The sequence below is a fragment of the Nonomuraea guangzhouensis genome (assembly GCF_019396345.1).
Classification (GTDB): domain Bacteria; phylum Actinomycetota; class Actinomycetes; order Streptosporangiales; family Streptosporangiaceae; genus Nonomuraea; species Nonomuraea guangzhouensis.
In genome coordinates this window covers 128,566-143,802 of record NZ_JAHKRM010000030.1, presented here as the reverse complement: position 1 = coordinate 143,802, position 15,237 = coordinate 128,566, and the positions used below count along the sequence as shown (strand labels likewise).

The 15,237-nt window shown below is 70.3% G+C and carries 13 protein-coding genes; 3 read left to right on the top strand and 10 right to left on the bottom strand.

Annotation, left to right across the window (positions count from 1 at the left end; all coding sequences use genetic code 11):
* Window positions 1-55: 55 nt before the first annotated feature.
* Together KME78_RS47000 and KME78_RS46995 are read left to right on the top strand one after the other, a co-directional pair.
* The gene (locus KME78_RS47000; protein ID WP_246653437.1) at window positions 56-796 is read left to right on the top strand and encodes a GNAT family N-acetyltransferase; all 741 of its coding nucleotides are present in this window, start codon (window positions 56-58) and stop codon (window positions 794-796) included.
* A gap of 36 nt (window positions 797-832) precedes the next feature.
* A complete protein-coding gene (locus tag KME78_RS46995; protein WP_219536462.1) occupies window positions 833-1,048 on the top strand; it encodes a hypothetical protein in 216 nt (71 codons plus the stop codon).
* Between the two features lie 35 nt (window positions 1,049-1,083).
* On the opposite strand, the gene KME78_RS46990 is transcribed toward KME78_RS46995, so the two are convergent.
* The 8 genes from KME78_RS46990 to KME78_RS46955 form a co-directional block, all read right to left on the bottom strand.
* A complete protein-coding gene (locus KME78_RS46990; protein ID WP_219536461.1) occupies window positions 1,084-2,052 on the bottom strand; it encodes a C40 family peptidase in 969 nt (322 codons plus the stop codon).
* Between the two features lie 567 nt (window positions 2,053-2,619).
* Window positions 2,620-3,123 carry a DUF4396 domain-containing protein gene (locus KME78_RS46985; RefSeq protein WP_246653436.1) on the bottom strand — a complete coding sequence of 168 codons (504 nt, stop codon included), beginning with the start codon at window positions 3,121-3,123 and terminating at the stop codon, window positions 2,620-2,622.
* A 293-nt stretch (window positions 3,124-3,416) separates the two neighbouring features.
* Window positions 3,417-4,604, bottom strand: a complete 1,188-nt coding sequence (tuf, locus tag KME78_RS46980; protein ID WP_219536460.1) for an elongation factor Tu — start codon at window positions 4,602-4,604, stop codon at window positions 3,417-3,419.
* 284 nt (window positions 4,605-4,888) lie between these two features.
* The gene (locus KME78_RS46975) at window positions 4,889-5,782 is read right to left on the bottom strand and encodes a LysR family transcriptional regulator (protein WP_219536459.1); all 894 of its coding nucleotides are present in this window, start codon (window positions 5,780-5,782) and stop codon (window positions 4,889-4,891) included.
* Between the two features lie 72 nt (window positions 5,783-5,854).
* The gene (locus KME78_RS46970) at window positions 5,855-6,667 is read right to left on the bottom strand and encodes an LLM class flavin-dependent oxidoreductase (protein ID WP_219536458.1); all 813 of its coding nucleotides are present in this window, start codon (window positions 6,665-6,667) and stop codon (window positions 5,855-5,857) included.
* Window positions 6,664-7,518 (bottom strand): alpha/beta fold hydrolase, encoded by an 855-nt coding sequence (locus tag KME78_RS46965; RefSeq protein ID WP_219536457.1) that lies wholly within the window; start codon window positions 7,516-7,518, stop codon window positions 6,664-6,666. The genes KME78_RS46970 and KME78_RS46965 overlap by 4 nt, the downstream gene beginning before the upstream one ends.
* 164 nt (window positions 7,519-7,682) lie before the next feature.
* Entirely contained in the window at window positions 7,683-8,852 is a 1,170-nt protein-coding gene (locus KME78_RS46960) for an alpha/beta hydrolase family protein (protein WP_219536456.1), read from the bottom strand.
* Between the two features lie 145 nt (window positions 8,853-8,997).
* Window positions 8,998-9,264, bottom strand: coding sequence for a hypothetical protein (locus KME78_RS46955; protein WP_219536455.1), 267 nt, complete (start codon window positions 9,262-9,264; stop codon window positions 8,998-9,000).
* Window positions 9,265-9,360: 96 nt separating this feature from the next.
* Here KME78_RS46955 and KME78_RS46950 point away from each other — a divergent pair, with 96 nt between their 5' ends.
* On the top strand, window positions 9,361-12,237 hold the full coding sequence (locus KME78_RS46950) for an AfsR/SARP family transcriptional regulator (RefSeq protein ID WP_219536454.1): 2,877 nt from the start codon (window positions 9,361-9,363) through the stop codon (window positions 12,235-12,237).
* A 24-nt stretch (window positions 12,238-12,261) separates the two neighbouring features.
* On the opposite strand, the gene KME78_RS46945 is transcribed toward KME78_RS46950, so the two are convergent.
* Both KME78_RS46945 and KME78_RS46940 read right to left on the bottom strand, forming a co-directional pair.
* Complete coding sequence (locus KME78_RS46945) at window positions 12,262-14,070, bottom strand: DUF2264 domain-containing protein (RefSeq protein ID WP_308127403.1); 1,809 nt, start codon at window positions 14,068-14,070, stop codon at window positions 12,262-12,264.
* A gap of 114 nt (window positions 14,071-14,184) precedes the next feature.
* Window positions 14,185-15,213, bottom strand: coding sequence for a LacI family DNA-binding transcriptional regulator (locus KME78_RS46940; RefSeq protein WP_219536453.1), 1,029 nt, complete (start codon window positions 15,211-15,213; stop codon window positions 14,185-14,187).
* Window positions 15,214-15,237: the final 24 nt, after the last annotated feature.

The following is a 15,237-nucleotide window of genomic DNA, read 5'->3' as shown; positions in this document are numbered from 1 at the left end:
CTCCTCAGGCTTATGGTGTGGGTACTATACCCCTGCACCGTATATGATGTGGATCATGATGCCAGAATGCCGGCTCGCCGAACACCTCGCCCGTTGGCTCGGCTCGTGGCCGCCGGGCCGAGAGCTCGACATCGTCGGCGAGCCGGGACGGGCGCGGCCCGGTTGGGATGGCAGGTTCCATCCCGTGCTCGGGGTTGCGACGCCGGAGCGCGGCGTGCTCTCCGTCCCGCCGGAGCATGCCGATCCGGTCGCGCGGGGATACGCCGGCGTGGGGTCGCTCACGGAGCTGGGGCCGCGGCTTCCCGCGATGGTGGGTTATCCGGAGCGTGGCTGGTTCACCGCCGTGTACCGGTGGACGGCCGCCCCCGCGGCCCTTCCTGAGCCGGGAGTGTGGGTTTCGGCTGCCGATCCCGAGGTTCCGGAGTGGTTGCGCGTCTTCGGCGGGGACGTGCTGGTCACCCGGGATGTGGAGACGGGTGCCCACCTGGCGGGTGTGGGGGTCAAGCGCCATGACGCGTACGGGCACGAGCTGGCCGTCGTGACCGTCCCCGAGGCGCGGGGAAGAGGCTTGGCGCGCGGGCTCATCGCCCAGGCCGCGCGGCGAGTTCTCGACGAAGGGGCGATACCCACGTACATGCACGCCCTGGACAACCATGCCTCGGCCGCCGTGGCGACGGGGGCGGGCTTTCCCGACCACGGATGGACCTCCTACGGCCTGACCGAAGAAGCGACAGCGGCCAGGCCGCCCGGCGACCGCACCGTCATCGCCGACAGTCTGGATCGAGAACCTCCGTGACGCCGGGCCGCGATCGACCGGCTGGGCGCCAAGGCGGTGGCACGGGCACTGACCCGCATGGACGGCGCCGGCCTCGCACCGGCGACAGCGGCGGCTTTCGAAGGCGCCGCCGAGGCCAGGATCGCTCAACTACCAGGCGACAGCCTGTCGATCCGCAGGCCGTCCAGGGCCGCAGTGGTCTTCTCCCTGACCGGTCTCATCGTGGTCGTCAGCCTGGTCATGTGCATCGGGCAGGCAGCGTGGACGCCTTGATGGCGTGACGGCACAGGTGCGGTGGTTCGGGGAGGTCAGGGGCGGACCGCGCCGAGGAGGCGGGCGCGCCAGTAGTCGTCGAGGTCGACCACCTTGACGACGTCGCCGGTCTGCGGCGCGTGGACCATTTTGCCGTTGCCCGCGTACATGCCCATGTGTCCCAGCCCCTTGCTGAAGAGCAGGTCTCCGGGCTGCAGCTCGTCCAGAGACACGCGACGGCTGGCGCCCCAGCTCCACTGGGTGTACGTCGTGCGAGTCAACTCGACCCCCGCGGCCCGCCAGGCGGCCTGGGTGAGGCCGGAGCAGTCATAGGAGCCTGGTCCTGTGCCACCCCATTGGTAGGGCTTGCCGACCTGGGCGAAGGCGAACTGGAGCGCGACGCGGGCATTGCCGGAGGCCGCACCGGTGTACTTGATGCCGGTGCTGTTGGGGTCGCCCGCCTGGAAGGCGCCCAACCTTCGAAGGATCTTGGTCTGTTCGGCGACCAGCTTCTCGACTTCCGTCTTCTGCCCGCGTACCTTGTCGCGCGCGTCGTCGGCCTCGGCCAGAACGGTCTTGGCGTCATCGCGCCGATCACGCAGGTCCTTGGTGGTCGCCTCGTAGGCGCGCAGTTTCGCCACCCTGATCTGGGCCATCTGGTCGAGCGAGGCCATGCCGCTCAGTGTCGTCTCGGGGGTGCCCTGGACGACGAACCTCTGCCAGCCGGCGAAATCGCCGAACTGGTAGTTGCTGATCGCTAAGGTCACGAGGTCTTTGCGCAGGGCATCGGCTTGTACGCCCTTGCGGCCGACCTCGGCGTTGAGGTCGTCGTACTTCTTCTTGGCCTTCTTGTACGTCTCGGTGGCCTGGTTGTACTGCTCGACCACCTTGTCGGCGCGTTCGTTGAGCTTCACCAGTTTGGCCTTCGCCTTGGCCCTGGCCTGTGGGGTGGGCGTCGGCGCGGCGAGAACGCTGCCTGGGGTGGAGACCAATGCCACCAGTGCCAGCGCCGCGACCACTGCCATCCGCCCAAGCCTTGTCGGCACGGCCACTACGACGCCTCCTCGTAACTATCCAACCTGGGGCGTAAGAGTACAGAAGTGGGCGGGTCCGATGGCCTGTTCGCAGCTATTTTTCGCGGGGAGCGGTCGGTACTACTCTCCATAGAGGAGAGGTTGTGCCGCTCCATGTGGAGATACGCAAGTCGCTTCCAGAGTGTTCGGTGTGCGCTCCTTTGGCGGTGGTTCGGGCCGTGGAAAGAGGATGCCGCCCCGCTTGGGTGCGTCCGGGCATGCGCGCTCAAGGCCTCCAGGGGCGTGGCGATCGCTCTCATGTACCGCGCGAACCAGGCGCAGTCGCCGCAGCGATGATCAGTGCGGTGATCGGGTCGGCGCAGGTCGGCCTGTTGTGCGCGGGGGAGGCGGGAGGGCGCCGTCCACAGCGGTGGCCAAGTGGGGGCAGTCGGCCAGCCGGGAGTGGAGCGACTGGCGGACGTTGATCATCCATTGGGAGGTGGTCGCTCGGCCGGTGGGTAGTTCTGGCGAGTCGGCGGTCGGGACGCGAGCGGGCCGGCGCCGCGTACGGTCGGTGGCTCAGTGGTGGTAGGCGTGGACCACCGCATGGCCCTTGCCCCGGCCGATGATCCACTTGTTGACCGGGGTGGTGATCAGGAAGGCGACCAGCAGGGACAGTGCCAGGGCGCCCCAGAACAGTCCGGAGGTCAAGGTGGCGTTCATGGCGCCGGGGATGATGAGCATCACGCCGTTGTCCACGATCTCCATCACGATGATCGACACGGTGTCGGCGGCCAGTGCCAGCTTGATCGCGGTGCTCCAGTTCACGCCTGCCCGGCGGAGTGGCAGCAGCGTCAGCAGGTAGCCGAAGAAGAAGGCGAGCACCACGGCCACGGCGATCGACGGAGCCGTGCTCCAGCCGAGCGCGGTGGCGATCACCAGGCCGAGGATCTCACCGATGGCGCAGCCGGTCAGGCAGTGCAGGGTCGCCGACGCCGCCGTCGACCACGACACCTTGCCGGGTTGGGCGGCGGGCTCATGTCCCTCCGGGTGTGACATGTGCTGGTGGTGCTGCTCACTCATGAGGTACTCCAAAACTGGTGCGTGATTTCACTGCTTCGTCCGGAAATGTATACCCCCTATGGGTATATGGCAAGTGAGCGGTAAGCAGGCAGAAGGCACCATACCCCCGCTAGGTATAGCTGGATAGGCGGATCCGCTGGAAAGGGAACGTTCTGGGGCGGAACAGCCGTGTTCTGCGTGCTGGCCGTGGTCGGTGTCCGCGTCGGGTGCACGAATCGTGCTCGCGACAGTCGTCGGGGTGGGCACGGTGACCGTGCCCACCCCGACCGCGTGGACGGTGCTCGCGACCGCCGTCAAGCAGGTACGTCGAGTACCGTGCCCGCGCCGACCGTCAGCCCGCCCTCGCGGATCGCGAAGCCGAGCCCCGGCTCCAGGGCGACCGCCTTGCCCAGCTCGACCCGCACCTCGACCGTGTCGCCCGGCTGAGCGGCCTCGTCCAGGAGCAGCTCGCCGGGTACGTCGGTCGTACGCAGGTAGAACTGCGGCCGGTAGCCGGACGCGACCGGCCGGCGCCGCCCGCCCTCCTCGGGGGTGAGGAGGTAGATCCGGGCGGTGAACGACCGGCGGGCCCGCTGGCTGCCGGGCGCGGCCAGCACCATGCCCCGCCGCACCTGGTCGCGGCGGACACCGCGCAGCAGTACGGCGGCGTTGTCGCCCGCCTCGCCCCGCTCCATCGTCTTGCCGAACGTCTCCACCCCGGTCACCACCGCGGTGAAGCCACCACTGGTCCCCGGCGCGGCGGCGTCGAACCCGACGACGCCCACCGTGTCGCCCACGCGGACCGTGCCGCGCTCGATGGCGCCCGTGACGACCGTGCCCCGGCCGGTGACCGTGAGCACGTTCTCCACCGGCATCAGGAACGGCGCGTCCACGTACCGCACCGGCACCGGGATGTGGTCGTCGACCGCCTGGAGCAGCGTGCCGATCGACGCGGTCCACTCGGGGTCGCCTTCCAGCGCCCGCAGCCCGGACACCCGGACCATCGGGACGTCCCGATAGCCGTGCTCGGCGAGCAGGTCGTGCAGCTCCAGTTCGACCAGGTCGGTCAGCTCCGGGTCGGCGCCGTCGGCCTTGTTGACCGCGACGACCAGGTGCTCGACGCCGACGCGCCGGGCGAGCAGCACGTGCTCCCTGGTCTGCGGCATGATGCCGTCCTGGGCGGACACGACGAGGATCGCGCCGTCGAGCTGCGCCGCCCCCGTGATCATGTTCTTCACGTAGTCGGCGTGGCCCGGCATGTCGACGTGGGCGTAGTGCCTGGTGTCGGTCTCGTACTCGACGTGCGAGATGTTGATCGTGATGCCGCGCACGGCCTCCTCGGGCGTGCGGTCGATCCGCTCGAACGGCGTGTACGTCGCCTGCCCCCGCTGCGCGAGCACCTTGGTGATCGCGGCGGTCAGCGTGGTCTTGCCGTGGTCGACGTGGCCCATCGTGCCGATGTTGAGATGCGGCTTGTTACGGACATAGGCCTGCTTGGCCATGATTTCTTCCTCTTGAAGTCCTGGATGTGCTGTGACCCGCACGGGCCGACTACCTCCCCCCGCCGGGTCACCACAGGACTTACGGGAAGAGGTCAGCGCTCCAGGCCGTCGCAGGCACGCTCGAACGCGCCCGCGTTGGCGGGCGTCGCGAGGTGATCGTGCCTGAACATGAGGACCATAGTGGGACCCACAGCGCCGCCACGCAACGCAATATTCCCGCCGGTCTTTCCGGCACCGCCCCGACCGTCCGGCACCAGGGCAAGCACGTCGGGACTCGTTCGCTGTCACATCTGGTCGGCCAGCCCGTTGGCGGCTTCGACGGCGATGTCGATGGCGCGGGTCGCGAGTGGCGATCGGGTGCGTCCGGCCGGCCAGTACAGGTACCACGTGCAGGCGGGCGATGGTCGCAGTCGATGGATGCTGAGCCGGTCGTCGGACCAGACATCGGATCCGTGGAGGCCGAGCCATGGCAGCACCGCCGAGCCTATGCCAGCCCGCACCATGGACACGATGGTTTCGTGGCCGGCGGTGCGGAACACGATCCGCGGCCGCGCGCCATCGCCGGCGAGCGTCCGCTCCAACCATTTCTGGTGATCTGTGGGAGGCCAGGCGACCATCGGAGCATCGTCGAGCAGTTCCACCCGTACTGGACCATCGGGGAACGCGCCGGCGCGGGCCACCAGGAGGTACGGCTCGTCGAGCAGTTCGACGTGCTCGACGTCGCCTTCGATCCGGCTGTAGTGGAACAACAGGTCGAGATCTCCGATCTGCGGATCCTCCGGCCCCACCTCGGACAGCCTGATGTCGCAGCCGGGGTGCTCCTCCAGCAGCCGGCGCACGACGGCCGGCAGGATCAGCTTGGTTGCGCCCTGGAAGGTGCCGATGTCGATCCGGCCGTTACCCGCCCTGAAACGATCGACGGCGTCGGCCAGCGCCTCCGCCTTCGTGAGCAGCTCGCGCCCGTGGGTCAAGACCACCTCGCCAAGGGGAGTGATCCGTACCGGCCTGGGACCTCCGGGCCGGTCGAAGACGGCACCACCGACGGCCTTCTCCAGCGCGGCGATCTGCTGGCTCACCGACGATTGGGTGTAGCCGAGCCGACCCGCGGCTCGTCCGAACGTCCCTTCCTCGGCGATAGCGGCCATGGTCCTCAGATAGCGCAGCTCGACGTCCGCCATAACGCCATAGCATAGCTAATAGCGATTAATTTGATCGGAAGTAATCGCTTTTCTTGATGTTCCGTACGATTCTCACACCGCTGGGCCATCGCGGAGTACGCCGCGCACGGTGTCGAGCCGTACACCCGGGTCGAGCTCCGGCAGCCACCAGGTCGCACCGGCCTTCGCGTACGGCTCGGGATCGACGCCGAGCGGCAGGCTGATGGCGATGTCGTAGGCGGCCATTTCGCCATCTCGCAGTTCGGTGAGGGTGCCGACGACCTCAGCGAGCTGGTCCGGGTGCTCCAGATTGATCGGGAAGAAGCCGTCGAGCCGGGCGGCCCGGCGGATCGGCTTGACGTTGCCGGGGAACCCGGCGGCCCACACCGGCACCCCGGGCCGCTGAACCGGTCGCGGCAGGAACGTGATGTCGTCGACGGTGTAGTGCTCGCCGCGATGGCGCACCGGCTCACCGGACCAGGCGGTGGCCAGGATCGTCAAGGACTCGTCGAGCATCCGCCCGCGCTGCCGGTCGTCGAGCTGCTCGCCGGTCTTGGACAGCTCGCCACCGAACCGGTCGCTGCCCAGGCCGACGCCGAGGGTGAGGCGGCCGTCGCTGAGCCGATCGAGTGTCGCGGTCTCGCGTGCGACCTTGACCGGTCGCCGGCGGGCAAGCGTCGACACCATCGGGCCGAGCCGCAGCCGCTCGGTCGCGGTCGCGATCGCCGCCAGCGCAATCCATGGGTCGGCGACCTGCTGGACCGGCGCCCGCCAGGACAGGTGATCCCACACGAAGAAACCGTCCCACCCGGCTTCCTCAGCGCCGGCGGCCAGGCGCGCCACCGCCCGTGGGTCGGCGAGGTCGTCGAAGAGCGGCAGCCAGAGCGCCGACCGTAGCCGGTTCATGAGCGGCCCCCTTCCGTGTGCCGCACCAGACCCGACACGAAGTCGTTCCACACCGGCCCCGGCAGGTCATGTCCGGCCCCCTCCAGGACCAGTAGCTCGGCATCGGGGATCGCGTCGCGTAGCGCCTGTCCGTGCGGCAGCGGCAGGAAGGGGTCGTGGTCGCCGTGGACCACGAGCGTCGGCGCCGCGATGTCGCCGAAGCCGCCTCGCGCAGGCCCATCGAGCTCGATGGCGTAGTGGTTGACCAGAGTCGAGGCATAGCTCTTGGCTCGCGCCACGTCACGTTCGGCCAACGCTCGAATCGCGGTCTCGTCGAAGTACGGAGAGCCACCGGCGAACGCCCTCGCACCGGCGACCACGTACTCGACGACCGCGGCCGCGTCGGAGGAATCAGGCTCGGCTGGCATGGCCAGCCCGCTCGAGGGCGGCGGGAGGTCGTCGGCCCCGGTCGAGGCCGAGACGAACGTCAGCGACGCGACCCGATCGGGATGGTCCACACCGAGGATGAGCCCGCTCCCGCCGAACATCGACTGACAGACCACGTGGGCGCGCTCGATGCCCAAGGCGTCATGGACACCGAGTACGTCCAGGGTCAGGTCGGTGAAGGAGTACGCCGGCTGTCCCGGCGGGTAGCAGGTCGACCGGCCGGTGTCGCGATGGTCGTACCGGACCACGAACCGGCCACGGGCGGCGATGCGTTCGCACAGTTCGGCGTCCCACCACAGCATTGAGGCAGACGCCCCGGCCACCAGTGTGATCGCCGGGGTGGCGCGGTCTCCGAAGGTCTCGACACACAGCTCGACGCCGTTGATCTCGAGGAGCTGCTCGCCGTTGGATTGACTGGTGTTCATGTCCGGCACGCTATGCCTGGCAACTTCATCGTGAAAAGCGATGATTTTCGATCATTTTGATCGCTTATGTCGATGGGCTTGTTTGGCTGGAGGTGAGCAGGGCCGCAAGCTGCCAGCCGCGGTGGTGGCCGCCGGGCAGCGGGACGATAGCCCCCCTACGAGGGTCAGCCAGCGAGTACGGTGTCGAGCCAGTCGAAGGTGCGCTGGTGGAACAGGGAGAGCGCACCCTCATGGCAGTGCTCGCCCGCGCCTTCGTCTTCGCGGAAGAAGATCAGCTCTTTCTGGCAGGTCAGCTCGTCGAGCAGACGCTGCGGCTGCCCCTTGAAGAACTGGTCGTTCTCGGCTTCCAGCACGAGCGTCGCGCAGGTGATGCGGTCGGCGATGCCCGCCATCGTGTACGCCTGGGTCGCCTTGACCAGCTCGTTGAGGTCGGACACGCCGAAGGTCCACCGGCCGTTGCGCACAATCCACCGCACCTTGGTGTTCTGCGCCATCAACGCCTCCAGACCGCCGGGCGTCGAAGCGGCGCGGTCGGCGGTCGCGGTGGTGACCGCGTGGAAGTCGTAGACGCCGTCGTACAGCACGCACGCGGCGATGCGGTGCTCGAAGGCGGCTGCTCTCGCGGCGAGGTAACCGCCGAGACTCATGCCGATCAGTACGAGGCGCTCCGCGTCCACGTCGGGCAGGGTGAGCGCGAAGTCGATGACCGGGGTGACCACGGCCTCCCAGTCCGGCCGGAAGTGCAGGCCCTGGTCGCGAACGGTGCTGCCCTGGCCGGGGCCGTCGAACGCGATGACGTTGTAGCCGCGCCGCAGCGCGCCCGCGGCCAGCGCCGGATAGTCCTCCTCCAGCGTGGAGTCGTACCCGCCGTGGAAGAGCACGGTCGGGCGCGGGGTGCCCGAATCGTCGGCGAGGAACAGGTAGCCAGGCAGCGTGGTGTCCTCGTACGGGATGCGCAGGGCGCGGGCCGGTGTGTCGAGCAGGGCGGCCGCGTCGGCGAACGTCTGCTGGGAGGCCTTGGCCAGCCGCGCCGACTCGGCGTCGGCGGCGGGATTGTCGCGGCGGTAGAAGTCGGCGGTCCGGTAGTAGTTGGACGCGCGCAGCAGCGCCTCCCGGGCGCTGACCCGGTGACCGGCGGCCAGCGCGTCCCGGCCGATGCGCTCGATGCGCGCTGCCGTCGCAGCCCATTGGGCCGACCAGGCCTCCTCGTCCCCTTCCGGGATCTGCCGGCAGGTGACCAGGACCTCGCCGAGGTCGGCGCCACCGTAGGCGGCGTAGCCCGCGGAGCGCAGCGCCTCGAAGGAGAAGGACTCGTCGTCGTAGAGGAATCTCATCGTCGGCTCTCTTCAGAGCATGGAACGGAATGGAAGCGTTCCGCCCTGCACACCGACCTGCGCGAGCTGGCTGATTCGCTGCCTATCCGGATAACGGCCGGACCGCTCACCGAGGCCAGTCACGACGTTACTCCGGCGGAGATGCTCAACACCGGGGCGACCGCACCGCGGCGAAGATGAGCAGGATGCCGTCCTCGATCACGCATGCGGCCGTCCGGGTCAGCGTGGGGTTCCCGCCGCAGATGTCGGCGGCGAGCTCCGCCGCGTGGTGCTTGAGGTCGGCGCCGCACTCCTGTGCGACGGCGGGTTCCGGTGCGGGCTTGTCCGGTTCCGCCGTCACCGGAGTGGCGGGGACGAGCAGGGCTGACAGCCCTGAAGCGACGCTCGCGATCCCCGCTTTCCATCTGGCCATGGGTACTCCTTTCGTGGAAGAGCGTTGGGCGAAGGAGATCGCCGGCCTCTGGAGAGGCTCTGGATCTTCACTGCACATCGCCACTACACTGTGGCGGTGCTTGTCATCCAGGTGCTTGGCCGCCTGCGGGTGTGGCACGATGATCGCGAGGTCGATGCCGGGCCGCCCGCCCGCCGCCTGATGCTGGGGGTCCTGGCGCTCAACGTCGGGCGGCTGACCACCCGCCGGGAGCTGATCGAGTCGCTGTGGGGCGAACGGCCGCCGTCAAGCGCGGTCAACATGCTGCACACCTACACCAAACACCTGCGCCACCTGCTCGACCCGAGGCGCGGCCCACGCGACCAGGGTGGCGTGCTCTCCACCGTCGGCGACGGCTACCTGCTCCGTCTGCCGGAGGATGCCCTCGATCTGCTGCGCTTCCGGCGAATGGTGGCAGCCGCGCAGCAGGCCGGAAGCGACGGCGCCCCGGCGCGAGCGGCCGCGCTCCTCCGCGAGGCGCTGCGGCTGTGGGAGGGCGACGATCCCCTGTGCGACGTGCCGGCGCTCGAGGGCCACCCCAAGGTGTGGGGCCTCAAGGCTGAGCGCCGCCGCGCGCAGCTGTCCTACTGGGACCTGATGCTGCGGGCGGGCAACGCCGCGGAGGTCATCGCCGCGCTGGCGGTGCAGGGCGCGGCGACTCCGCTCGACGAGGCGGTGCAGGCCACGCTGATCCGCGCGTACCAGGCGACGGGCCAGCGGACGATCGCCTTCGAACGGTACGAGGCCACCCGGCTCGTGCTGGCCGAGGAGTTGGGCGTGGAGCCGAGCGGGGAGCTCGAACGGGCGCACCGGCAGCTGCTCGAGGAGCAGGAAAGCCGTGGTGCGCCAAGGATTCCGCGGCAGCTCCCGGCGCCGGTGCCGGACTTCACCGGACGCGCCGAAGAGCTGGCCCTGCTTGACGCCGCGAACGTCCGCCGCCCCCCGGGGATCGCGGTCGTCTGCGGCACCGCGGGCGTGGGCAAGACGGCGCTCGCCGTCCATTGGGGTCACCACAAGCGCGAGCTGTTCCCCGACGGGTGCATCTACCTCGACCTGCGCGGCGACGCCGCCGAACACGCGCTGCCCCCGCACGAGGCGCTGGGCCGCCTGCTGGCCGCCGTCGGCGTGTCCGATCAGGACATTCCTGCCGACACCCAGTCACGGGCCGCGCGCTGGCGCACCGAGACCGACGGCCGCAGGCTGCTTGTGCTGCTTGACAACGCGGCCTCGGCCGAGCAGGTACGGCCGCTGCTGCCCGGCACGCACGACACCCTCATGGTGATCACCAGCCGGGACAGACTGGCCACCCTGGTCGCCCTGCACGGCGCGCACCGCATCGAACTGGATCTGCTGCCCCGCACCGACGCCGTCCACCTGCTGCGCCGGCTGCTGGGCGAGCGGGCGGGCACCGATCCCGACAGCGTCGACTCGCTCGCCACCATCTGCGCCCGCCTGCCACTGGCGCTGCGCCTGGCCGCCGAGTACGCCGGGGCGCAGGCGCACCTGCCGCTGTCCGGCGTGGTGACGCGGCTGCACCGGGCCGGACCGCTGGATCTGCTCGACCCGGGTGGCGGGGCGGCGATCCGGCACGTCTTCGACTGCTCGTACCGGCTGCTCGACGCCGAGGCGCAGCGCCTGTTCCGGTTGCTGAGCCTGAACCCGGCGCCGCACTCGACGCTGGCCTGCGTGGCGGCGCTGTCGGACGTCGACGAGATCGGCGCGGCCCGGCTCCTGCACCGGCTCACCTCGGCGCACCTGCTGCGATGCGATGCCTTGGGGCGCTACGGGTTTCACGACCTTCTGCGTGCGTACGCCGCCGAGATGAGCCTTGCCATGGACGGCGAGGTCGAGCGGCAGGCGGCCATGGACAGGCTGCTGGAGCACTACTGCGGGACCGCCGTCGAGGCGAGCGGCACCCTCTACCCCGGGTGGAGCGGGAGCTGGCGGCACGCCGGGCTCGCCCTCAAGCCCAGCGGCGTCACCCTCTCGCCGGGCGAGGCACTGTCGTGGTTGGACAGCGAGCTGGCGTCGTTCGGCACGATCTGCCAGTTCGCGGTCAGGCAGGGACGGCCGGAGCGGGCGGTCACCCTTGCCGCCGCGCTACACCGCTACCTGGAGGCGGGGCACGGCACCGAGGCCCTGTCGATCTACGAGTGCGCCGTCGACGCCGCGCGGGAGATGGAGGACACGGAGGGCGAGGCGCATCTGCGGACCAACGCCGGCGTCATCCTGCGGCTGCTCGGCCGGTACGCTCCGGCCGTCGAGGAACTGAGCGAGGCGCTGGAACTGTGCCGGCGCATCGGCAACCGCCACGGCCAGGCCCGCGCGCTGTCCAATCTGGGCATCATCGAGGAACGCCTCGGCGAGTTCGCCTCCTCGGCCGCCCGGCACAGCGAGGCCATCGCGCTCTACCGCGAGATCGACGACCCCTTCGGCCAGGCGGCGGCGCTGACCAACCTGGGCAACCTCGAGGAGTCGATCGGCGAGGAGACCGAGGCGGCGCAGCACTTCCTGGCCGCGCATGACATCTTCGCCGCGCTCGGCGAGCGTGCCGGGCAGGCCATCGCCCTGTCCAACCTCGGCCAGATCTACAGCTCGCTGGGCGAGGACACGCTCGCCGTCGCGAAACTGCGCGAGGCGCTGAGCCTGTTCCGCGAGATCGAGCACCGTGACGGGGAAGCGACCGCGCTGAGCAATCTCGGCACCGCCCTATGCCGTCAGGCGAAATTCGACGAGTCCCTCTCGCACCTGGAGCAGGCGCTCGAGATCTTCCAGTTGACCGGGCACAGGTACGGTGAGGCGAGTGTCCTCAACGCGATCGGTGAGACGTTGCGCACCATGGGCCGTGACGGCGAGGCGGCGCAGCGGCACCGGCTGGCGCTGGCGATCGCCGCCGAGACAGGCGACGAGGACGAGCGCGGCCGTGCCGCCGCCGCGCTCGAAAGCCTCGGCTGAGGCCCGCAGGGGTGCCTCGCGGTTTCATGGTGTGGGCGCCGGGTTGAGCATGGACTCGATGGAATCCCACGCCGGAGGCTCCGGCCACTCATCTGATCCCACCGACGCCGAGCCCCGGCCCTCCAGGCCGATGACCGCGCAGACCAGCAGGTGCTCTCCGGGCGGCAGGTCGCCCATCAACGTGGGGATCGTGGTACGCGGGGCGAACACGTTGGTGCCGGGCAGGGCCACGACCAGCTCTCCCTCCCGCCGGCCGTGCAGATCCTCGATCACACACATGCCGTTCGGCGAGTCGAGCCTGACCCGGCCAGGACCGGTGTCCACCCGGGTGGGCGGCTGGTCCCGGTCGATCGCGAAGCCGCCCTCTGCCGTGCGCAGCGCCCGCCCGTTCCTGATCCGGTGCACCCGCACGTGCCACGGGGGCCGCGCCACCAGCCAGGTCTCGATCTCCACGTCGTCCCAGGGAGTCCAGCGCGAGTACAGCACACCGTCGGAGGCGGAGACGTCGTGCGGCTGCTCGCACGGCCGCCAGTGCTCGCCGTCCTCGCTGAGCGCCAGCGTGCTGTCGAAGGCACCCTGCTCCAGCTTCAGCGTCCCGGCGGGCACGCTGAAGCCGAACCGCGTGGAGTAGGCGAACTTGGCGTACTTGGCCGCGCCGTGCCGTGCCCACGGGGCGTGCTGCCCCGCGCTCAGCAGCACCACGTGCCGCCCCTCCTCGCAGCGCAGCAGCGCCACGCCCGCCTCCGGCTGGGTGCTGACCTCGGGCAGCGGGGGCGCGTCGGCCTCCTTGGCGGTCCAGAACGGGTGCTCCGCGGGCAGGGCGAGCGGCAGGAACGCCTTCATGGCCCAGTACGGTGAGCCGGGCGCGTTGTACTGCTCGGCCATGTGCGGCTGGGGGTAGCCATAACCGATGGTGAGCAGCCCGGAGGCATCGCGGATCGGCTGGCGGGCCCACCAGCGCAGGTTCCGCAGCAGGTGCCCCTTGATCACCTCCCAGGGCAGCGCCTCCACGCCGGCGAAGGCCAGCGCGCCCCAGAACGCCGACTGCGCGAAGCGGTAGGTCAGGCTCCGGCCGAACGGGACGGCCACCCCCTCGCTGGTGAACCAGTGCTGGAAGTCCTGGGCGAACGCCGCGGCCCGCTCGCGGAAGCGCTCGGCCCGGGCAGGGTCGTCGCCGAGCGCCGCGTAGATGAGACCGTAGTAGTGCATGGCGAACGGGATGTAGTAGTCGCGCTGCCACTTGGGCCCGTCGGTGTACCACCCGCGTCCCAGGTCGAACTCCTCCAGCCGATCCAGCCTGGCCCTGTTGGCGTCGTGGTCGTGGGAGACCCCGACGCGGTCGAGCCCGAGCCCCACCATGACCGGGAAGAACAGCCAGTTGTTCTCGTTCGGCTCCACGGTGACCGAGTGCCGCAGCCAGGCGGCCACCGTGTCGCGTTGCCGGCCGGTCAGCGGGTCCCAGATCTGCTCGGGGGCCAGGGCCAGCGTCAGGCCGAGTGCGGCGGTCTCGACCAGCCGCTGGCTCCGGTCGAAGGCCGCGCCCCAGTAGTCGGGGTGCTCAGGGTCGGTCCCGGCGGCGAGGCCGTCGCGCCAGAGCTCCCAGTGATCGAACGCCCCGCCGCCGGCCGCCAGCGGCGCCAGCCCCCACAGCGGGCGTGCAAACGCTTCCAGCTCGGCGGACTCCTTGTCGTAGTGCGCCGTGCTGACCCCCAGCCGCAGTCGCCCCCGGCCCGGACTGAACCGGGAGATCAGCGGCGCTACCAGGTCCAGGACCTGGTGCCGCAGGTCGTCTCGGTCGCTGCCAGGCTGTCCTGCGCGGTGGTCGGTGTCCACAGGCGAGCTCCTCTGCTGGGAAAGCGCTTTCACAGACAGGGTTCCCGCCGCCGCCCTCGATTGTCAACAGCCCGGCCGTCCGGCCATGGGTCCGCGGAAGGTGCGACAGTACGGTCAGCCGGCCAGTTCCTGCGTCACGCGGGGCGGTGCGGTGCTGTCGCGGACGTGCAGCTCCATCGGCAGGTACACCGGCTCCCCGTCGTGCCCCTCGGTCATGAGGGTCTCCAGCATCTCGGCCGCCTGCCTGCCGAGCCGTCCCCGCGGCGCCGACACCGTGGTCAGGCCCGTGTGCGCCACATGGTCGAGCGCGATGTCGTCGAACCCGACCACCGACAGCTCCTCGGGAACCCGCACCCCGAGCTCGCGCATCCGGGTCACCGCCCCCAGGGCCACCAGGTCGTTGTACGTGGTGAGCGCGGTGGCGCCGGTGGCGGGCACCTCGGCGGCGGCGGCGTACCCGCAGCGGCTGGTGGACCCGCACGGCAGGATCGTGACGGACAGGCCGAACGCCTTGGCCGCCTCCAGCGCCCTGATCCGCTCGGAGTTGGCCCAGGACACCTCGGGCCCGCTCAGGTAGGCGACCTGCCGGTGGCCCAGTTGCGCCAGGTGGCCGCAGATCAGCATCATCCCGCCGAAGAAGTCGGCGGAGACCGCGGGCGCGGCGAGGCCGGGGACGATCCGGTCGAGCAGGACGAGCGGATGGTCCCGGGCGGTCAGGACGACCAGGTCGGCGCGATCCATGCGGGGGGAGCAGAGCAGCACCCCGTCGCAACTACGCATCAGATCCTCGACCAGGTCGTGCTCGATCGAGGGGTCCTCGTCCGACTCCATGACCATGACGCGGCGCCCGTGGGCGCGGGCGACGGCCGAGACGGCCTTGAGCACCTCGGGAAAGTAGGGGTTGGCCAGGTCGGGGACCAGCACGCCGATGGTGCCCCACTCCCCGCGGGCCAGCCCCTGCGCCGCGGCGTTGGGCCGGTAGCCCAGCTGCCTGACCGCGTCGTGGACGCGCTCCGCCAGTGAGGGGTCGACCTTGGTCGTGCCGTTGAGCACGCGGGAGACCGTCGAGGCCGACACCCCCGCCGCCGCCCCGACGTCGCTGATCGTCACCCGGGTCGGGCGGCTTTGCCGCGGATTGCGCACCTGCTCCTCCTACCCCCGTGCAGC